General features: G+C 45.7%; 17 protein-coding genes. 15 read left to right on the top strand and 2 right to left on the bottom strand.

Features of this window, described 5'->3' with window-relative positions; translation table 11 throughout:
• The 6 genes from WCO51_01780 to WCO51_01755 form a co-directional block, all read left to right on the top strand.
• A partial coding sequence (locus tag WCO51_01780; GenBank protein ID MEI6511988.1) for a hypothetical protein occupies positions 1-611 on the top strand: 611 nt, incomplete at its 5' end.
• Between the two features lie 40 nt (positions 612-651).
• Positions 652-1,548 (top strand): DNA-processing protein DprA, encoded by an 897-nt coding sequence (locus WCO51_01775; protein ID MEI6511987.1) that lies wholly within the window; start codon positions 652-654, stop codon positions 1,546-1,548.
• A 30-nt stretch (positions 1,549-1,578) separates the two neighbouring features.
• Complete coding sequence (locus WCO51_01770) at positions 1,579-2,934, top strand: glycosyltransferase N-terminal domain-containing protein (GenBank protein ID MEI6511986.1); 1,356 nt, start codon at positions 1,579-1,581, stop codon at positions 2,932-2,934.
• A 43-nt stretch (positions 2,935-2,977) separates the two neighbouring features.
• Positions 2,978-3,160: a hypothetical protein gene (locus tag WCO51_01765; protein MEI6511985.1), complete on the top strand. Its 183-nt coding sequence runs from the start codon at positions 2,978-2,980 to the stop codon at positions 3,158-3,160.
• A gap of 122 nt (positions 3,161-3,282) precedes the next feature.
• The gene (locus WCO51_01760) at positions 3,283-4,560 is read left to right on the top strand and encodes a hypothetical protein (protein ID MEI6511984.1); all 1,278 of its coding nucleotides are present in this window, start codon (positions 3,283-3,285) and stop codon (positions 4,558-4,560) included.
• A gap of 606 nt (positions 4,561-5,166) precedes the next feature.
• Entirely contained in the window at positions 5,167-6,798 is a 1,632-nt protein-coding gene (locus WCO51_01755) for a TrkA C-terminal domain-containing protein (GenBank protein ID MEI6511983.1), read from the top strand.
• A 109-nt stretch (positions 6,799-6,907) separates the two neighbouring features.
• On the opposite strand, the gene WCO51_01750 is transcribed toward WCO51_01755, so the two are convergent.
• Entirely contained in the window at positions 6,908-7,675 is a 768-nt protein-coding gene (locus WCO51_01750; GenBank protein ID MEI6511982.1) for a carboxypeptidase-like regulatory domain-containing protein, read from the bottom strand.
• 156 nt (positions 7,676-7,831) lie between these two features.
• On the opposite strand from WCO51_01750, the gene WCO51_01745 reads away from it, so the two are divergent.
• The 6 genes from WCO51_01745 (at position 7,832) to WCO51_01720 (ending at position 11,988) form a co-directional block, all read left to right on the top strand.
• Positions 7,832-9,052 (top strand): hypothetical protein, encoded by a 1,221-nt coding sequence (locus WCO51_01745; protein ID MEI6511981.1) that lies wholly within the window; start codon positions 7,832-7,834, stop codon positions 9,050-9,052.
• Between the two features lie 128 nt (positions 9,053-9,180).
• Positions 9,181-9,348: a 50S ribosomal protein L34 gene (gene rpmH / locus WCO51_01740; protein ID MEI6511980.1), complete on the top strand. Its 168-nt coding sequence runs from the start codon at positions 9,181-9,183 to the stop codon at positions 9,346-9,348.
• Positions 9,349-9,366: 18 nt separating this feature from the next.
• The gene (gene rnpA, locus WCO51_01735; GenBank protein ID MEI6511979.1) at positions 9,367-9,723 is read left to right on the top strand and encodes a ribonuclease P protein component; all 357 of its coding nucleotides are present in this window, start codon (positions 9,367-9,369) and stop codon (positions 9,721-9,723) included.
• Positions 9,724-9,725: 2 nt separating this feature from the next.
• Positions 9,726-9,935 carry a membrane protein insertion efficiency factor YidD gene (yidD, locus tag WCO51_01730; GenBank protein MEI6511978.1) on the top strand — a complete coding sequence of 70 codons (210 nt, stop codon included), beginning with the start codon at positions 9,726-9,728 and terminating at the stop codon, positions 9,933-9,935.
• A 9-nt stretch (positions 9,936-9,944) separates the two neighbouring features.
• Positions 9,945-11,213, top strand: a complete 1,269-nt coding sequence (locus tag WCO51_01725) for a YidC/Oxa1 family membrane protein insertase (protein MEI6511977.1) — start codon at positions 9,945-9,947, stop codon at positions 11,211-11,213.
• A gap of 94 nt (positions 11,214-11,307) precedes the next feature.
• Positions 11,308-11,988 (top strand): R3H domain-containing nucleic acid-binding protein, encoded by a 681-nt coding sequence (locus tag WCO51_01720; protein ID MEI6511976.1) that lies wholly within the window; start codon positions 11,308-11,310, stop codon positions 11,986-11,988.
• Positions 11,989-12,059: 71 nt separating this feature from the next.
• Here WCO51_01720 and WCO51_01715 read toward each other — a convergent pair whose 3' ends face one another.
• The gene (locus tag WCO51_01715) at positions 12,060-13,424 is read right to left on the bottom strand and encodes a 2-oxo acid dehydrogenase subunit E2 (protein ID MEI6511975.1); all 1,365 of its coding nucleotides are present in this window, start codon (positions 13,422-13,424) and stop codon (positions 12,060-12,062) included.
• Positions 13,425-13,596: 172 nt separating this feature from the next.
• On the opposite strand from WCO51_01715, the gene WCO51_01710 reads away from it, so the two are divergent.
• From WCO51_01710 to WCO51_01700, 3 genes are all read left to right on the top strand, one after another.
• The gene (locus tag WCO51_01710; GenBank protein MEI6511974.1) at positions 13,597-14,331 is read left to right on the top strand and encodes a gamma-glutamyl-gamma-aminobutyrate hydrolase family protein; all 735 of its coding nucleotides are present in this window, start codon (positions 13,597-13,599) and stop codon (positions 14,329-14,331) included.
• 7 nt (positions 14,332-14,338) lie between these two features.
• Positions 14,339-15,058: a DUF1559 domain-containing protein gene (locus tag WCO51_01705; protein MEI6511973.1), complete on the top strand. Its 720-nt coding sequence runs from the start codon at positions 14,339-14,341 to the stop codon at positions 15,056-15,058.
• Positions 15,059-15,120: 62 nt separating this feature from the next.
• Positions 15,121-16,285 (top strand): amidohydrolase family protein (locus WCO51_01700; GenBank protein ID MEI6511972.1); only part of this gene is annotated, 1,165 nt, incomplete at its 3' end.

Below are 16,285 nucleotides of genomic sequence, written 5' to 3'. Positions count from 1 at the left end.
CCACAATGTGGTCGATTTATCTGCTAATGCAAGCGGTTATTGGCAAAAAGATCCTGCAAGATTGTGCAGGTATAAGTTCGGAAGCGGCTTCAAGATATACTTTTTTGATGATGCTCTCCCTTATGATTTTTACGATTTTAGCAGGGTTTATGCCAAGGCTGTTCGTTCACCGCCGGAAGCCAGTTGTGTTGATTATTAATCTTAGCGCAATTGCAGCAGTCCTGCTTTGTTTTCCCATCCTTCATGGCGCGACTAACGGAGTATTCCTAGCTTACATTTTATTTGGGTTGGCTGCTTCTGGTTCAGCGGTTTTTCTATCGCTTATAAAAGAACTCAATCAACCTGATTTTGCTGGATCCTCCACCGGTATCGATAATGGAGCAGTTAATCTCGGAGCCGCCATTCTTGCTCAAGCCGCAGGAAAAGTGCTCGATAAATTCACCCCAGTAGCATCTCCCACTTCGAGTGTAATCCAGTATCCCTCATCGGCCTATCAGCTCATCCTAATCGGTTGTTTGATACTAGCTATTATTTCTTTTATTACCAGTTGCTTCATTCATGAGACCAAAGGGCAGAACTTGTGGGAAGAATCGGCGGTACTTGGTCCATAATTGACTTGACGCCGAGCGTGTATAACTGTAGAATAATGTTGTGGACAAGGAACTATCGCATCGACAATTTGCGCTATTGCTCAGTCTGACACCCTATTTGGGGCAAAAAGGGATTGAGCGGATACTTCGACAAAACGCCGTCGCAGGATATTCGGCGGAGGAGTTCCTCGCGCTTTCAGCAGACCGCAAAAAGCATGAGTACGGTCTATTAGCTGCCGCTGCGAACGCACTTACAGTAGGCCTGAAAGATCTTTTGGATGAGCTAACGCGTTTTGAAGCTAGGGTGCGCGCTGCGGGTGTTGAGATACTCACGCTTCAGGATGCAGCTTATCCTTCGAGACTGGTTAATTGTATAGAAGAACCCCCGGCCTTGCTATTTACCTATGGCAACCAGCAGTTATTAAGTCAATCAACTTTTTGTGCTCTAACTTCACGCAAGCCCACCAAGCTGGGGCTAGCAAATATCGAGGTTGTGGTTGAGCGTATGGTTTTCGAGCACAAAGTATTGGTTTCTGGCCATAACACAGATGGATATAAGCGAGCCTCCGTAACCGGATTGCGATGGGGCGCTCCTCGAATTTTAGCGCTGGATTGCGGTCTATTTGCAGGTCTTGGAGATAACCTGACGAATGAGCCGTTCCGAGTGGCCAGACTTTATCGTTATCAATTCGATCCGAAAACAGATCTGGTTATATCCCCCTTTAGACCGAGCGACAGATATATCGGCAATAATAACCAGCTAAGGGATGAGTTGATAGTCGCTTTATCTGACCAGGTGGTGGCAGTCGAAATACGCTCGGAGGGTCAAATGGAGCGTTTAGGCTTGCAAGCGCTTTCACAGGGACGTTCAGTTTATGCTTGTGAGTATCCGAATTACGATTATGACAACCAGGGCAATCAAAGCCTCCTTGAGCATGGAGCGTTGCCGTTTGTTTAAAAAGCGAGGAAATTGCCTGTGCAGGAGCTATTGAACGCTGATAGAGAACCACAAAAACAAATATTGGTAAGCCCACAACGCTTAGACGAACCTAATTCTTTACGCTTCAAAGTCGTCATGTTAGCTCTTGCCGGATATCTCTTTTACTCTTTGTTTCAGTTGGTTGTGTTTCCCTATATTATTATCCGCAGCACGTTAAGAGCCAAAAAGCGTGAGTATTACGGGATAATTTTCCGAAGACTTTTTGGAGGCTCGAAGCCAAGTCATAAAGGGGACTGGATTTTAATTCATAGCAGCATGATTGGAGAGACACGAACAGCTTTGGTTGCGGCTGATGAGATATTTAATGCTTGTCAAAGCGATATTGCTGTTCTCACGCAATTTACAGGCTCACATCAAATGGCAGTAAAGGCTGAGAAACCCTATCCGATTGGTTACGCACCCTTCAATAATCCCCTCTCAGCGCTCATCATGTTAATGCGTTGGCGACCAAAGGCGATTCTATTTATCGAGTTTGCAGACAATTATCATTTGCTGTTTTGGGCAAGACTTTTCGGTGTAAAGACAGCCGTATTGAATTATTATCTATCTGAACGAGATTTTAACCGTGAATTCAAGAGGAAATCGGATCGATGGCGGCACAGACTCGTTAGCTGCTATTGGGCACAAACTTCTACATATCGCGACCGTTTAATCGCCTTAGGAATCTCTGAAAATAGAGTGATTATAAGCGGCCCTTCTTTAGCAACCCAGCCAATATCCGATTGCCAGAAAGCGGATATTCGGAATAAATGGATTAATCTTGTAAGCGGAAGTGACAGACCAATTATTGTAGCTGCATGCACTCATCCTTTCGATGAGCCTGAAGTTATATATGCGTTCAAACAATTTGCGGTTCATAAACCTGATGCCCTGTTAATAATTGCTCCGCGGTTCCTTCAGCGTAAGCCATCCATAGATTGGGTATTAAAACAAGACGGAATTGAATATGATTTACGCTCAGCTTTGGGTCAGGAGGGTGCCAAGCATAGCGTCGTTGTCTTGGACACAGTGGGTGAGTTACGTGAACTTTATTCCATCGCTACAGTAGCGTTCATTGGCGGCAGCTTTAACCTGACTATAGGGGGGCACTCACCAGTTGAAGCTCTCCTTTGGGGAGCGCCTATAACGATGGGGCCAATCTATAGCCAACAAGAGGCTGCGGTCGAAGCTTGCATGGATGCGGGCATTATGTCAATTTGCCGAAATGCTGATGAGCTAGCTTTAGCTTGGCTTGAGTTAACCGATAATAAGTACATGACCGCTGATATTAAACAAAAATCAGCGGAGTTAATCGAGCGTTATAGTAACGTGTTTGGCGATCTATACAAGGCTATTTTGGACTAAAAGGGTATTCTTATGCCAATTGGTTAATTAGAAAGGAGTTTCATTGGCCGAATCGATTCGTGCGCTTCTATCTGAGCAGGCTTTAACTCTGTTTGCCATTATTACTATTGGTTTATTTGTTGGCAAACTGCGATTTCGTGGATTTTCACTTGGAGCGTCAGGTGTTCTATTTGCCGGAATGATTTTTGGGCACAATAAGTTAATACTACCAACATGTATAAAATAGCTTAGATATTTGATTGGAGATATAACATGCTGATACGTAATCGAAGTCGTTTTTACTTACAAGGGAATCTGTCTGGAAAATTGAGAAATGCTACCTTGATTTATATACTGGTGCTAGTAATATTGAACCAGGTCATGCATTTTATTCGCAAGCAGTGTCCTTCGCTTAACATTCCTACTGGCTGGCCCGTAAGCGAAGGGGCTTTTGAACTTCCTTCGCGCGGGTTAGGGGTTTTCACTGCTGTTGCATGCGTTTGCCTCGCAAGCTACTTCTGGTGGAAAGGATCTAAGATTGTCTGGGGATTGCGCAATATAGTTTGCTTCGCCGTGCTCCTCCTGCTACTAGGGAACGCGACCAAAGGTATAAGCTGGGGTTATGAGGCTCCTTTGGTATCTATTCGCCAGGGTGAGACCCATTACTATGATGATGCTGTTCAGCTTCCGTCAAGCGCAATCGTGCTGGCTGACTATACGAAAATGCAGCCAGCCTTTGGAATGCATTCGAGAAGCCATCCGCCCGGCCCATTACTGGCAATGAAGTTTGCGCGGATGCTGCTCCAATCACCCATTCTCATCTCTGCTCTGTTCGGTACCCTTAACCTGGCACTAGCCTGCACATTGATGTATTTACTGCTTCGGCGTCTATCCATGGACTCCGTTAACTCACGAATGTTGACTATGCTTTACGCAACAATGGCTGCCATTCAGATTTACTACCTCTTTTCTATCGATGCGATTATCTGCACTTTAGGGATTGCGCTCCTGCTATCCATCCATCACTCATCAAAAAGTTATCGTATTCTTACTTCAGCTTTTTTTCTGTGGGCTCTAATGATGATGACCTTTGGGGCACTTTTCTATGTTCCTGTGATATTATGGCTTACTTGGGAGAGATACCGGCGAATAGGGGAAGCTGTGGCTACTTGCGCTCTAACAATTCTAGCGTTGATAGCTATGTACTGGGGTTTCGGCTTTAATTACCTTCAAAGCTTCCAAATTGCCAACCACTTTGAGAACCCAGGCGGATTCATGTTATTTTCTCAACCTGGTTCGTATCTAACAACCCGACTTGAGAATATCGGTGACATCATATACTTCATTGGGCCCGCCATCACATACTTTCTCTGGATGGGTTTTACCATGCGAGATGGGAGTACAACCGAACGCTACTGGATGAGGTTAGGTAAGATAGGAATATCAGTGCTAATAATGGTCTTTCTTACTGGTGCTTACCGCACTGGTGAGACTGGACGTGCTTGTCTTTTTATTCTTCCCTTCATCATTTTGACCATCGCTCCTTCTGTCAAGAGAATTGTGACGCCTAATAATTTCAGAACTTTGGCGATATGGGTTATATTACATACATTACTTCTGCAAATACTCGGATTCTATTATTGGTAGGAGCTGGCGGTATTTGGAAGACTAGTGCTTAATTACATAAGCCTTAGGAAGTGTGGTGTAATGGGACATGGTCTCGAATTGACTTACTGGCGTTCATGGATCAAGTACTGACAGAACTGCCGTCGGCGACGGAGATTCATGTCATCATGGACAATTACTGTATTTACAATAAATGTGCCGCATGGCTGGCCGCGCATCCAGAGGTGAGCTTTCATTACACGCCAACCTCCGCCAGTTAGCTCGATCTTGTGGAATGTTGGTTTGGAATACTTACACACAAGTCTCTGCGTAGGACAAGTTTTCGTTCCACTGTGGAACTGCGCGTAGCGATCGAAGCGTTCATTGAAGCATACTGCCAAACCGTTTGTCTGGCGTAAAAAAAAGTAAAATGATCGCAATTTCGCAATACTATCCTGAATTTATGCGATTTAGCACTAGCTTTAGCTTGGCTTGAATTTACCGATAATAAGGACATGATCACTACTATTAAACAAAAATCAGCGGAGTTAATCGAGCGTTATAGTAACGTGTTTGGCGATCTATACAAGGCTATTTTGGACTAAAAGGGTATTCTTATGCCAATTGGTTAATTAGAAAGGAGTTTCATTGGCCGAATCGATTCGTGCGCTTCTATCTGAGCAGGCTTTAACTCTGTTTGCCATTATTACTATTGGTTTATTTGTTGGCAAACTGCGATTTCGTGGATTTTCACTTGGAGCGTCAGGCGTTCTATTTGCCGGAATGGTTTTTGGGCACTATCAATTGATAGTGCCAACGATTATCCGTGATGTCGGTCTTCTTTTGTTTGTCTATGCAGTCGGGTTACAAGTAGGTCCTCGGTTTTTAAGGCTAATTCGACAAACCGGATGGCAATATGGCGCTATCGCATTAGCCATTTCTTCTGTGGCTGCGGGGGTTACGATTGCGTTGGCTCGGAGTTATCATCTTGATTACGCTTTAGCGACTGGACTTTTTACAGGAGCGACCACCTGTACTCCTGCGCTTGCTGCAGGTATCGACCTTCTCAACAAGACTTCAGCTTCTACCGCCGCTCAGGGGGCTATTTCAGTAGGATATGGTATCGCCTATCCCTTCAGCATGTTGGGAACAGTGCTATTAATTCAAATCATGCCCAAGCTATTAGGACGAAACGCCAAGATTGATGCTGAAAAGTGGGAGACAGATAGCTATCACTTAACCCCCCAAATTAGATCGTCTCAATTCGAGGTTGCCAATCCCGCTGTCGTTGGAAAGACTATGCATGAAGTCAATGTCGACCGCATGATCGATGTGAATATATCGCGAATTCGGCGTGGTAGTAAAGTGTTTCCGCTTACCCCTTCTACGCTGTTGGAATTGGGGGATATCTTGATGGCAGTTGGCCCTACGCCTGAGCTTGATAAGTTAAGCATTTTAATCGGTCCGGAAACCAGCGCTACCATGGATATTAATCCTGATCTGGTATCACGAGATATCGATATCACTTCCAGCGAAGTTGAAGGTAAGGCGCTTCAAACATTGAAGGTGTGGGAAAACTTAGGGGTAGTTATCACTCGTGTCAGGCGGCAAGGGATTGAAGTCACGCCTAGCGGATGCTTCGTTCTTGAAGTTGGCGATAACGTGCGTGCTGTTGGTTTGACTACAGATGTGGATAATTTTGCAAAATGGGCTGGAGCCGAGGAAAGGCGTCTTGAGGAAACGAATCTTCTATCGCTCGCTTTAGGCCTTGCGCTTGGAATAGCATTAGGTTCAATACAGATTCACTTTCCCACTGGCACAATCAAACTCGGAGCTGCCGGTGGCTCGTTTATCGTTGCTCTCTTGATGGGACATTTTGGCCGCATCGGACCTCTTCGTGTATATGTGCCTCCTGCAGCGAATGTTTTCGCCCGTGATATTGGTTTAACGATGTTTCTAGCAGGCGCAGGAACGACGGCCGGTCAGCATTTTGTTGAGGTAGTTCGTTCTTCCGGCGCAACACTGCTTCTAATAAGTGCTGCGATAACAGTGAGCGCCTGGTTAACCGCTTTATTAATCATGGCTGTATGGCGCAAGTTCAACGTTTTAGCAACGATGGGCGTCACGTCTGCCGGTATGACTAATCCCCCCGCCCTAGCGGCAGCGTCCAATCAAGCTAACTCAGAGTTAATTACTCTCTCCTACGCCGCCGCCTACCCCGTAGCCCTAATCGCCAAAATCATCTTTGCCCAACTTATGTTGCAAATATTGAGTAGGTAGTGCGTTTTACAGATTTCGGAACACTAATTCCAAAATCTTATCACCTGAACCTTAACTACTCAACAAACAAAAAGACCTCCCCTGTAAGCCAGGGGAGGTCTTTTTGTTATTAGTTTGAGGGATAATCGCAGTCTTCAGGAATTTGCGTTGGGAATCCGTCTTTGTATAGGTAGAACGAAAGGATGCCTATATCGCCACCTGTAACAGGATTTATCACAGGCTGTCCCAGATCGTTAATAATCGCCATCCAGCAGTTGGCAGTTGGTTGATAGTTTTTATTGCCGCGAAGTGAGTATTTAAATTCCCAATGCACGGTATCAGGCTTTGAACCAACATAAAGGTAAGCCGTACCACTAACGACAGGAACTTGGAAGAGGCCGTTAGAACCGGACAAGGCACCACCGGTTATCTTACCGCTTGAATTCACAAAGATGAGCTTCACGCCTGACAGTGCAGAACCCAACTCATCTCTAACTGTCCCAGTGATTATAATAAACGAGCTGTTGGTCACAGTAACAAGGGACTTCCCTGTCACCCCTAGATAAGTGGCTGTCACTACTCCGACTTGCGAAAGGCTGCCCTGCAAATTATTTGTAGCAGTAAAGCTGCCTGAACTCGAATTTATCGTACCTGCCGCAGAATCAACTGCCCACCCTATCACAGGATTGGTTAAAGTTGACCCATCGGACATATGTACGGTTGCCGTAAATTGTGCGGCAGCTCCAGTCGCGTAAACGGTAGCGCTTGGGGTTGCTGCAATGGTGACACTTTGTACTGTTGGGGTACCACCGCCGCCACCACCACCTCCACCGCCGCCGCCACAACCAACGAGGAGGGAGATTGATATAATAACAAACAAAACCCATAATTTATGCATCAAATAAGGACCTCCACCTTCCGATCACTGAACTTAAGAACCATCTAAGAAGCTGTATTGTAATACCACACTTTACCTGTCAGAATAAAGGTAACGCTTTGATATTGAGCCTCGCAAGGACTTTTGCTTATGTATAGACGTATGAGTTGGGTGTGGATGCCGTTAATTTTACTGATTATGGGATGCGGTCATAAATCTAACCCCGATCCGCTGAAGAATTCCAGTTTGCCCGATTCAGGATATACTCATTTTGCCCGAATGCGCATTGCAGCCGCGCAATCAACCCTCGACCGCGAACTGGCTCCTGTAACAAAATCTGCAGCTCTTCCTGATGCAAAAGAGTCGGTTGCCTCTCTTAAGTGGCTTGATAAAAATCATCTTGCATCCCTCACAATCAGCCCCGATGGAAAAGTTATCAACCTTACTCGGTTAGATCTGACAACCGGCTCATGGAGCAAACGAGTCGCTCTATCTTCGGATTTATTGGATGGCGATGCAACAATCGAATTGTTCATCATGCCGGGTGGAAAACTTTTTATTGCTCAAATAGCAGCCCGTACCCGTACAATCGGCAAGAACACTCTCGACCTGGCAATCGCCCAAAAAGCATTTCGTATCGACTTTGATAGTGGACTGGCTACGAAAGCTTCTAAGGAAGAGATTAATGCAGCGCTGGTAGAGCGGGTCTATTTCGCCTCAACCGCTGATGGGGATAGCCTTGCCCAACTTACTCCCTGTCATGTTTTCGATTTTGCCGGAGAGGAAGTTCAAACGCTTGGGTTCCCCGAATACACCAACGGCATCGTTGCCGAAGGGCTTTATTTTATCGATGCTGATGTTTATATTAATGATGTTGGACAAACATACGGATTAATCCAAGCTTCTTATTCGAACGATCCTAATGAGGCAGAACTTGGCTCGATGCTGCTTGCGATTGACTATGACGAAAAGCAACCCACTTTAGTCCGACTATCAACTGAAGGGTTATTGGGTCTTTCATCCGATGGCGCAAGCGAAACTCGCCTCGGCAGCTTTACCGCAAACCCATATAGGAAAGCCGCCGCCTGGGCTACTCAAGAACAGTCTTTTAATCCCAATAGTGAAGGGGATGCTATAACGATTGATGTCATTCATGTCGCTCTCCCCGGCATGGCATCAGTCTCAATTGATTGGGCGGCAGCCATTCGCACCAATAAAACCTGCCAACTTGTTGACCAAGATTTAGGTCCAAAGGACGGCGCCATTGATGACACATGGGAACAAACAGCCCTTTACGAAACTCGCTTGGCCTGGTCCCTAGACGGAACACGCTTAGCCTACATCAAATCCAAAAGCATCTACATAGCAGACCTTACGAAGTTGTTTAATTTGAAGTAAGTGCAACCCGTTGGCGATGCAGGTAAACAGATTAAGAATGAACACTTGCCGTGCTCGGAAAAAGCATGCTATAATGGAACGCATTTTCTACGGGCGATGTGACCAGACAGTGAAGAGGGTGAGCGAGAATGAAACGAACTTATCAACCAAATAACCGACATCGACATAAAACGCACGGGTTCCTTGTACGAATGGAAACCAAAGACGGGCGTAATGTGCTGCGACGACGCCGTCTGAGAGGACGCCATCTTATCGCTGTCGATTGCTCTAACGGGCGACATCGTAGGGTTGGTTAACCAAGGAGTCTGCTACGATTGCTGCCACACTCGGCACGCCTAACTGAACGGCGTAGTTTTGAGCGAGTTTACCAAAGCGGAATCTATTACGTAGCTCCGGCAGTGACATTGCATGTTCTTAAAAAGGATGCCGCAGAACCGACGAAAACAGGGGTTGTTGCGAGTCGAAAGTTAGGCGTCATCGCACGACGAAACCGTCAAAAAAGACGGATTCGTGCTATTTGCAGAGCGTTATTACATTCTATAAAGCCAGGCTATGACCTGGTATGGGTAGCGCGCCCCGCATTGATTGAAATTAATGCAGAGCGGTTGGCCCGACAGATGAGGACGCTCCTAAAGCAAGGAAGCGTGCTATCGGAAGCGGTGGACGGCTAGAGATGGGACGCACAATCGCAGTTTGGTTGATACGCTTATATCAGCGACTATCACATTTCACTCCCCGCGTTTGCAGATTTCAGCCATCATGTTCTGAATACGCCGCACAAGCTATTACACGCTATGGTTTTTTAAAAGGTACACGAATGGGAATATGGCGAATTCTACGCTGTAACCCATTTAATCCTGGGGGCTCCGATCCCGTACTTTAAGGGGTTTTAATGGATAAACGCAGTAATTATTTAACAATACTCTTAGTCACGTTCATTGTGATGATAGGAGCGCAAATATTCTTTACCGGCGGCAAGAAAGTCCAAAAGGACCCACGCGGCGCTGAAAAAGTGCTGATTGATATTCAAACTTATAAAAATAGTGGCCAATGGAAAAAAGTACAGTATCAGACTCAGAATGTAATGCTGAAGGACTTCGCCAACACCCCCCAAGCCCCCCAAGCGCTTCTTATTGAAGCTGACGCTATCAAAGATCACACCAAAGTTTATAAAACGGACGCTAGGCGATATAAAGATTTTTACAACGTTGTTAAAGTCTATCAACAGCTCAAGAAAAGCTATCCGGAATCCATTGAATGGAAAATCATCGGGGCGACTCGACTGACAGAGCTAACCAACCAAATCGACAAGCATAATGAAAGTTTGCCTGGCTATGTAATATTAGGCATTCAATTACCCAATCAGTACAAGGTAATGGACATGCTCGTCGGGTTGACGAACAAAGTTCCTTGGTTCAGTTACACCTTTGCGATGCTGCTTTTAGCTATTATTGTCCGAATTTTGCTCTATCCCCTAAGCCACCTTCAGTTTAAATCGATGAAGGAAATGGCAAAAGTACAACCGATCATGAAGGAACTGCAGCAAAAGTTCAAAGGGGAAGAACTAAATAAGAAAATCATGCAGATGTATAAGGAGCATAACGTCAACCCTGCGATGGGCTGTTTCTCGATGCTCACTATCATGCTGCAAATCCCTTTCTTTATCTGGGTCTATGGAGCAATTCGCCAATATGAGTTCCAGTTCACAAAAGGCACGTTCCTTTGGATTGGAAGTGGGTTTTCACATCAATTCCCTGCGTTTTTAGGCGCTAACCTTGGAGTGCAGGATGTTCCGCTCTTGCTGATATATTCAGTAACAATGTATATTTCCCAGCGCTTAATGGTAATGGATCCGGCTCAAGCGGAGCAACAAAAAACCACCTCATTAGTCATGAGCGGTGTTTTCCTTGTAATGATGTTCCAATGGGCGTTGCCCTCCGCATTTGTGTTGTATTGGATCTTCTTGAATGTACTTCAGACAATGCAGCAACGACAATATATGCTCCCAAAGACAAATGGCGAGGCTGCAATAGTGAACACCGCTACCACTGAACCTGGTTCAAATGGAAAAGATAAACAAACCATTGAGCCAAATGATGAAAAGAATGACAAGAATGACGTTACAGCAAGAATTCATGCAAAAAAGAGAAAAAACAAGTAAGCATCTTAATTAAAATAGTTTATCTTGGCACGTAGGGGGTTACACTCGAAGTATTAACAGGGTAACCTTTTATCTATGAGGAGGCATTTTCGAAATGCAGTCTGTGGTATCAACAGGTAGAAATTTAGAAGAGGCAAAACTTAACGCCCTTGAAGAACTTGGAATTAATGATGTAACCCAGGTTGAATTTGAGGAGTTAGAAAGTCCTGTAGACGGCATCATTCGTTTGCGATGCACCCTAAAATCTGACAACACTTCAGGTCAGATAACTCCTCAGGCGGCCGATAGCGGTCACTCAGATGAAGACCTTGGCGATGAGCCAACTCCTGATGTTGTTGAAAAGGCTATGCTTATTGCAAAAGAGGTAGCAGAATACAGTCGCTTAAGTATCTCGCCAACACATCACGGCAATCAAGGCCGCTATATTCATATTGAATATTCAGGAGCCGATTGTCCTCTGCTAATTCAACATCACGGTGAATTCCTTGATTCACTTCAATATTTAATGAATGTTATTCTGAGCAAGTTTGGCGGCGGCGGACGAGTTATTCTTGATTCCTTGACTTACCGAAAGAAGCGAGCCGATAGACTTCGTGAATTAGCGACTTCTCTTGCAGAGCAGGTCAAAGACCGCCAGGAAGAAGCTGAGCTAGACCCACTTCCTGCCCACGAACGTCGCATAATCCATCATGCATTGCTCCAAGATGACGGTGTGCAAACCTACAGCGAAGGTAACGAGCCTAACCGTTATGTAGTAATTTCACCAAAACGCTAATAAGAGTTCTTATGCAAATATAAAAAGGGGGCATCTCGAAGAGATGTCCCCTTTTTTAGTTAGTTTACATGCTATATCAACATCAAAACCGGTGTTTTAAGTGTGTCCATCAGAGCTTTTAAGAACTCTCCGGCAGGAGCTCCATCCACAATCCGATGATCAAACGACAACGATATCCCGAGCATTGAGCGTATGACAACCTGATGGTTTACTACCACCGGCTTTTCGATAATTCTACCGACACCCAATATTCCAGCCTGACCGGGGGTCAAAATCGGGGTAAAGGCATCTACTCCAAAGTTGCCGAGGTTTGTAATGGTAAATGTTCCGCCGCTAAGATCATCAGGACCGCTCTTGCCATTGCGAGCGCGTTCGATAAGCCCTCGCAATTCAAGCGCAATCTGTGATAACGTTTTAACGTCCGCATTCCTTACAACCGGTATCATCAAAGCCCCGTTCATAGCTACAGCTACATTAACGTTAATATCCCCAAGGATCTGGATTTGATCTCCGGCCAAAGTTGCATTAATCGCTGGAAACTTTCGAATGGTTTGTCCAAGAGCTTTGACAAGAATATCGGTGTAGCTAACGCGAACACCATATTCCTTTTCAAACTGAGGCAATATCTGTTCGCGAAGCGCTACGAGTTCCGTCACATCAACTTCTGAGATAAGTTTAACGTGCGGAACGTTTTGGTAGCTTCGTGTAACGGCATCGGCCGTTAGTTTGCGGCGTCCACTGAAAGAAACTGACTGAGTACTTGGCGTTACGGGCGCTACCACAACCGCAGGCGTTGCCGGTTGAGCCTTCTGCAATAAATCACCCTTGGTAATTCTTCCACCAGCCCCGCTACCTGTCAGGTCAGCGGCATTAACTCCCATATCTGCGGCCATTTTAGCCGCGACAGGAGTCATCTTTGGCCGAGCGCTAAGTTCTTTCAAGAAGCCTTCGATATCCTTCTCAACAACACGTCCTTCAGGCCCCGTTCCTCGTCCGGCTAACTCCGCAATCACAATGCCATTTTCTTCAGCAAGCTTGCGCGCGCGAGGTGATAAAAAGACCTCTGAAGCCCCTTTAGCTCCAACTGGAGCCGATGTAGAAGCGGACACAGACGCCACCACATCCTCCGATTTACCATCACCAGGTGCAGGCGGTTCTCCCGATGCTGCTTCCGCTAAAGCAGCGGATATATCTTCATCCGCTGTCCCTATAATTGCAATTGGAGCCTGAACAGGAACGGTTGCGTCTTCTGCAACGAGGAGCTTACGAACAAACCCTTCGACCTCTGCCTCGATTTCGATATTGGCCTTGTCGGTCATCATTTCGAGGAGAAGTTCACCACTTTTAACCTGTTCGCCCTCACTCTTATACCACTTTGTAATCGTTCCTTCTTCCATTGACTGCCCTCTCATTGGCAATCTCACTACTGTAGCCATATTGTCTCCTCCCCTAGCCAAATACTTGGTAGAAGCGTCAAGCATTTGACCCCGACTAATTCAATTCTTGTTACATATCAGTATACTCGCACACTTAGCCTCAAGGCGAGTTCGAATGTCAATACAATAAATTCATTGCGCCCTGTTAGCAAATACGCTATACTAGCTTTATATGATATACGAGCCGCTTATCGGTATCACATGTAATTATGAACCTAAAACCGACCCATCGAAGGCAGCAGGCGTAAGGCAAAATCATAATTATGCTGAGTGTGTTGCAAATGCGGGAGGTCTTCCAGTGATGATCCCGCTAGAAGGCAATCCTGAGGCATTAGCAGACCGTCTTGACGGACTTCTAATCCCAGGGGGCAACGATATAAATCCTGCTATTTATGGCCTCGCACTTAGTGAAGAGGAACTTAAAGATAAATCGGTTACTTTAATAGAAGATAAAAGATTTGAATTCGAACGTCAGCTTTATACGTCAATGAAGAGGATAGGCAAACCAATATTCGGCATATGTTATGGAGTTCAATTTATCAACGTGTTAGAAGGCGGTTCGCTTTATATCAATATACCGACCGATGTACCCGAAACCCTGCTCCATCAATGGCAAGGGACAGCGGAGACTAGTTTACACCAAATTAACACTACCCCAAACTCGCTCCTAGCTAAAATCACACTTGACGAAGAATTCTTTGGGGTTAGTTCTCATCATCAGGCAATCCAAAATTTGGGACTAAACCTATTCGTATCCGCGAATGCCCCTGATGGGATAATTGAAGCTATAGAAGGAGATGGGAATTCATTTCTAATCGGGATTCAATGGCATCCTGAACGTCAACCAAACTCGCCTATCACGCTACGGTTATTTGAGGCTTTTATTAATGCTTCAAGGCGGAGTTAGGGAGCAAATGATGAGGAAAATTGGCTTAACCCTCATCGAACTACTGATAGTGATTTCAATCATTATCATACTCGCAGCGTTGATCTTTCCGGTGCTGGCTTTAGGCCGCCGAAAAGCGCGCGATACAAATTGCATCAGTAACCTGCGCAACATCGGTTCGGCGCTTCATATCTATGCGATGGACTACAACGATAATTACCCTTATGCAGTTGATCCGACAGACCGCTATACTCCAAATATTTGGCGCACATTTTTTAAAAACAATCCCGAATTGGCCCCAAAAGGAATAACCGACGCCTCAGCATGGATGCAAACGATGCCTTTGCTCCATCAAGTTCTTTATTTATATAATAAGAACAAAGAAATATGGCTCTGCCAGAATGATAGCGGCTTCAACTATATGGACATTAACGGCGCTTACCTGAATGCGCGCCCCACTTGTTATAAGAAATTCGGCACAAGCTATATCTTCCGAACTGAGATTGCAATCCGAAAGATGAAAGTGGACACATTTGACCAAGGCGCTGATATCAACGTAGTGACTGATGCTTGCGGAGCATGGCACACGGGCGAAAAGATAGCTACGCAGCCCAATATGGTTCGCGTGTATGCCAAAACCTACCGCTATAACGTTCTCTTTAGCGATCTGCATGTCAGGACTTGCACCTTCGATGACCTCAACAAAGCTTGGTCAACCCCACTACAGAAAGGAATGAGCCCCCGCTGATTACACTTCGAGCCGCCTGCATCTTACCTATCGATGCCCCGCCCATTTATGACGGCGAGGTAGTGATTGATCGCGACAAAATTGTGGAGGTTCGAAAGCGACCTCATTCAAGTGGGAATGCCGTTGATTTCGGAGACGCGATTATCATGCCGGGCTTTGTAAACGTCCATAGCCACCTAGAGCTAACCCTATTGCGCGGTCTAATCGGCGATCTTCCCTTCTTCCCCTGGATTCGTAAACTAGTTGAGCTTAAACAAAAAGTTTCAACTAACCTGTGGCTCGATTCATCACGTCTTGGCGCTGCAGAAACTCTAGCTGCGGGAATTACTACGGTTGGTGATTGTTGTGACTCAGGTACCGCCTACCAAGCATGTGAAGAGTTGGGACTTCGTGGGATTATCTTCCAAGAAGTCTTCGGCATCGAAGAACCGCTCAATACGCCCAAAATCCTAGCTTCACTTTCTGAAAAACTCGCTAAATACAAACAAACGCCTAAACTCGAATTGGGCGTATCGCCCCACTCGGTGTATACAGTACGACCGACTCTCATGAAAGAACTTGCCAATTATCAAAGCAAACTGGCAATCCATGCCGCTGAATCAGATGCCGAAGTTGATTTTTTACTAAATGGAACGGGAGAGTTTGCTGAAATGTATCATCGGCGAAGCATTCCATGCGAACCCGTTAACTCAACACCTATCGCATACCTGGATAACCTTGGAGTATTAACTCTTCAAACGCTGCTCATTCACTGCACGCATGTCACACCAGAGGACATTACCTTGATTGCCCGCAAAGGGAGTGCAATCGCCCACTGCCCGAAATCGAATGCGAAACTATCCTCTGGAATAGCGCCTATTACAGAATTCATGAATGCAGGTATTCGAGTTGGAATCGGCACAGATGGCGCTGTTTCGAACGATCATATCGATATGTTCGAAGAGATGCGGCAAACGATTTTCGCCCAGCGTTATAAGAAAGTCAGTATCGATGCTGAGACTGTCATTAAGATGGCAACCATCGGGGGGGCATCTGCGCTTGGGCTTGAACAAAAAATCGGCACACTAACCCCTGGGAAACAAGCCGATCTTTGCATCATTTCACTCGACCATCGTATCCCTCAACCCGATCCCTATTCCACCCTGGTCTATTCCAGCTCAGCCTCGGATGTAATTTTCACCATGGTAGCCGGCGAGCCATTCTACGAAAGCGGCCAATGGCTTTCAA

This window comes from bacterium (genome assembly GCA_037131655.1).
Lineage (GTDB): Bacteria > Armatimonadota > Fimbriimonadia > Fimbriimonadales > JBAXQP01 > JBAXQP01.
Note: the sequence above shows the minus strand (reverse complement) of the source record. Positions and strands in the feature narration are given on the sequence as shown.

Bases quoted from the DNA above. Each gene is read 5' to 3' on its own strand.
- WCO51_01750 (MEI6511982.1), bottom strand. From the start codon at position 7,675: ATGCATAAATTATGGGTTTTGTTTGTTATTATATCAATCTCCCTCCTC.
- WCO51_01745 (MEI6511981.1), top strand. From the start codon at position 7,832: ATGCCGTTAATTTTACTGATTATGGGATGCGGTCATAAATCTAACCCC.
- rpmH (MEI6511980.1), top strand. From the start codon at position 9,181: ATGAAACGAACTTATCAACCAAATAACCGACATCGACATAAAACGCAC.
- yidD (MEI6511978.1), top strand. From the start codon at position 9,726: ATGGGACGCACAATCGCAGTTTGGTTGATACGCTTATATCAGCGACTA.
- WCO51_01725 (MEI6511977.1), top strand. From the start codon at position 9,945: ATGGATAAACGCAGTAATTATTTAACAATACTCTTAGTCACGTTCATT.
- WCO51_01720 (MEI6511976.1), top strand. From the start codon at position 11,308: ATGCAGTCTGTGGTATCAACAGGTAGAAATTTAGAAGAGGCAAAACTT.
- WCO51_01715 (MEI6511975.1), bottom strand. From the start codon at position 13,424: ATGGCTACAGTAGTGAGATTGCCAATGAGAGGGCAGTCAATGGAAGAA.
- WCO51_01710 (MEI6511974.1), top strand. From the start codon at position 13,597: ATGATATACGAGCCGCTTATCGGTATCACATGTAATTATGAACCTAAA.
- WCO51_01705 (MEI6511973.1), top strand. From the start codon at position 14,339: ATGATGAGGAAAATTGGCTTAACCCTCATCGAACTACTGATAGTGATT.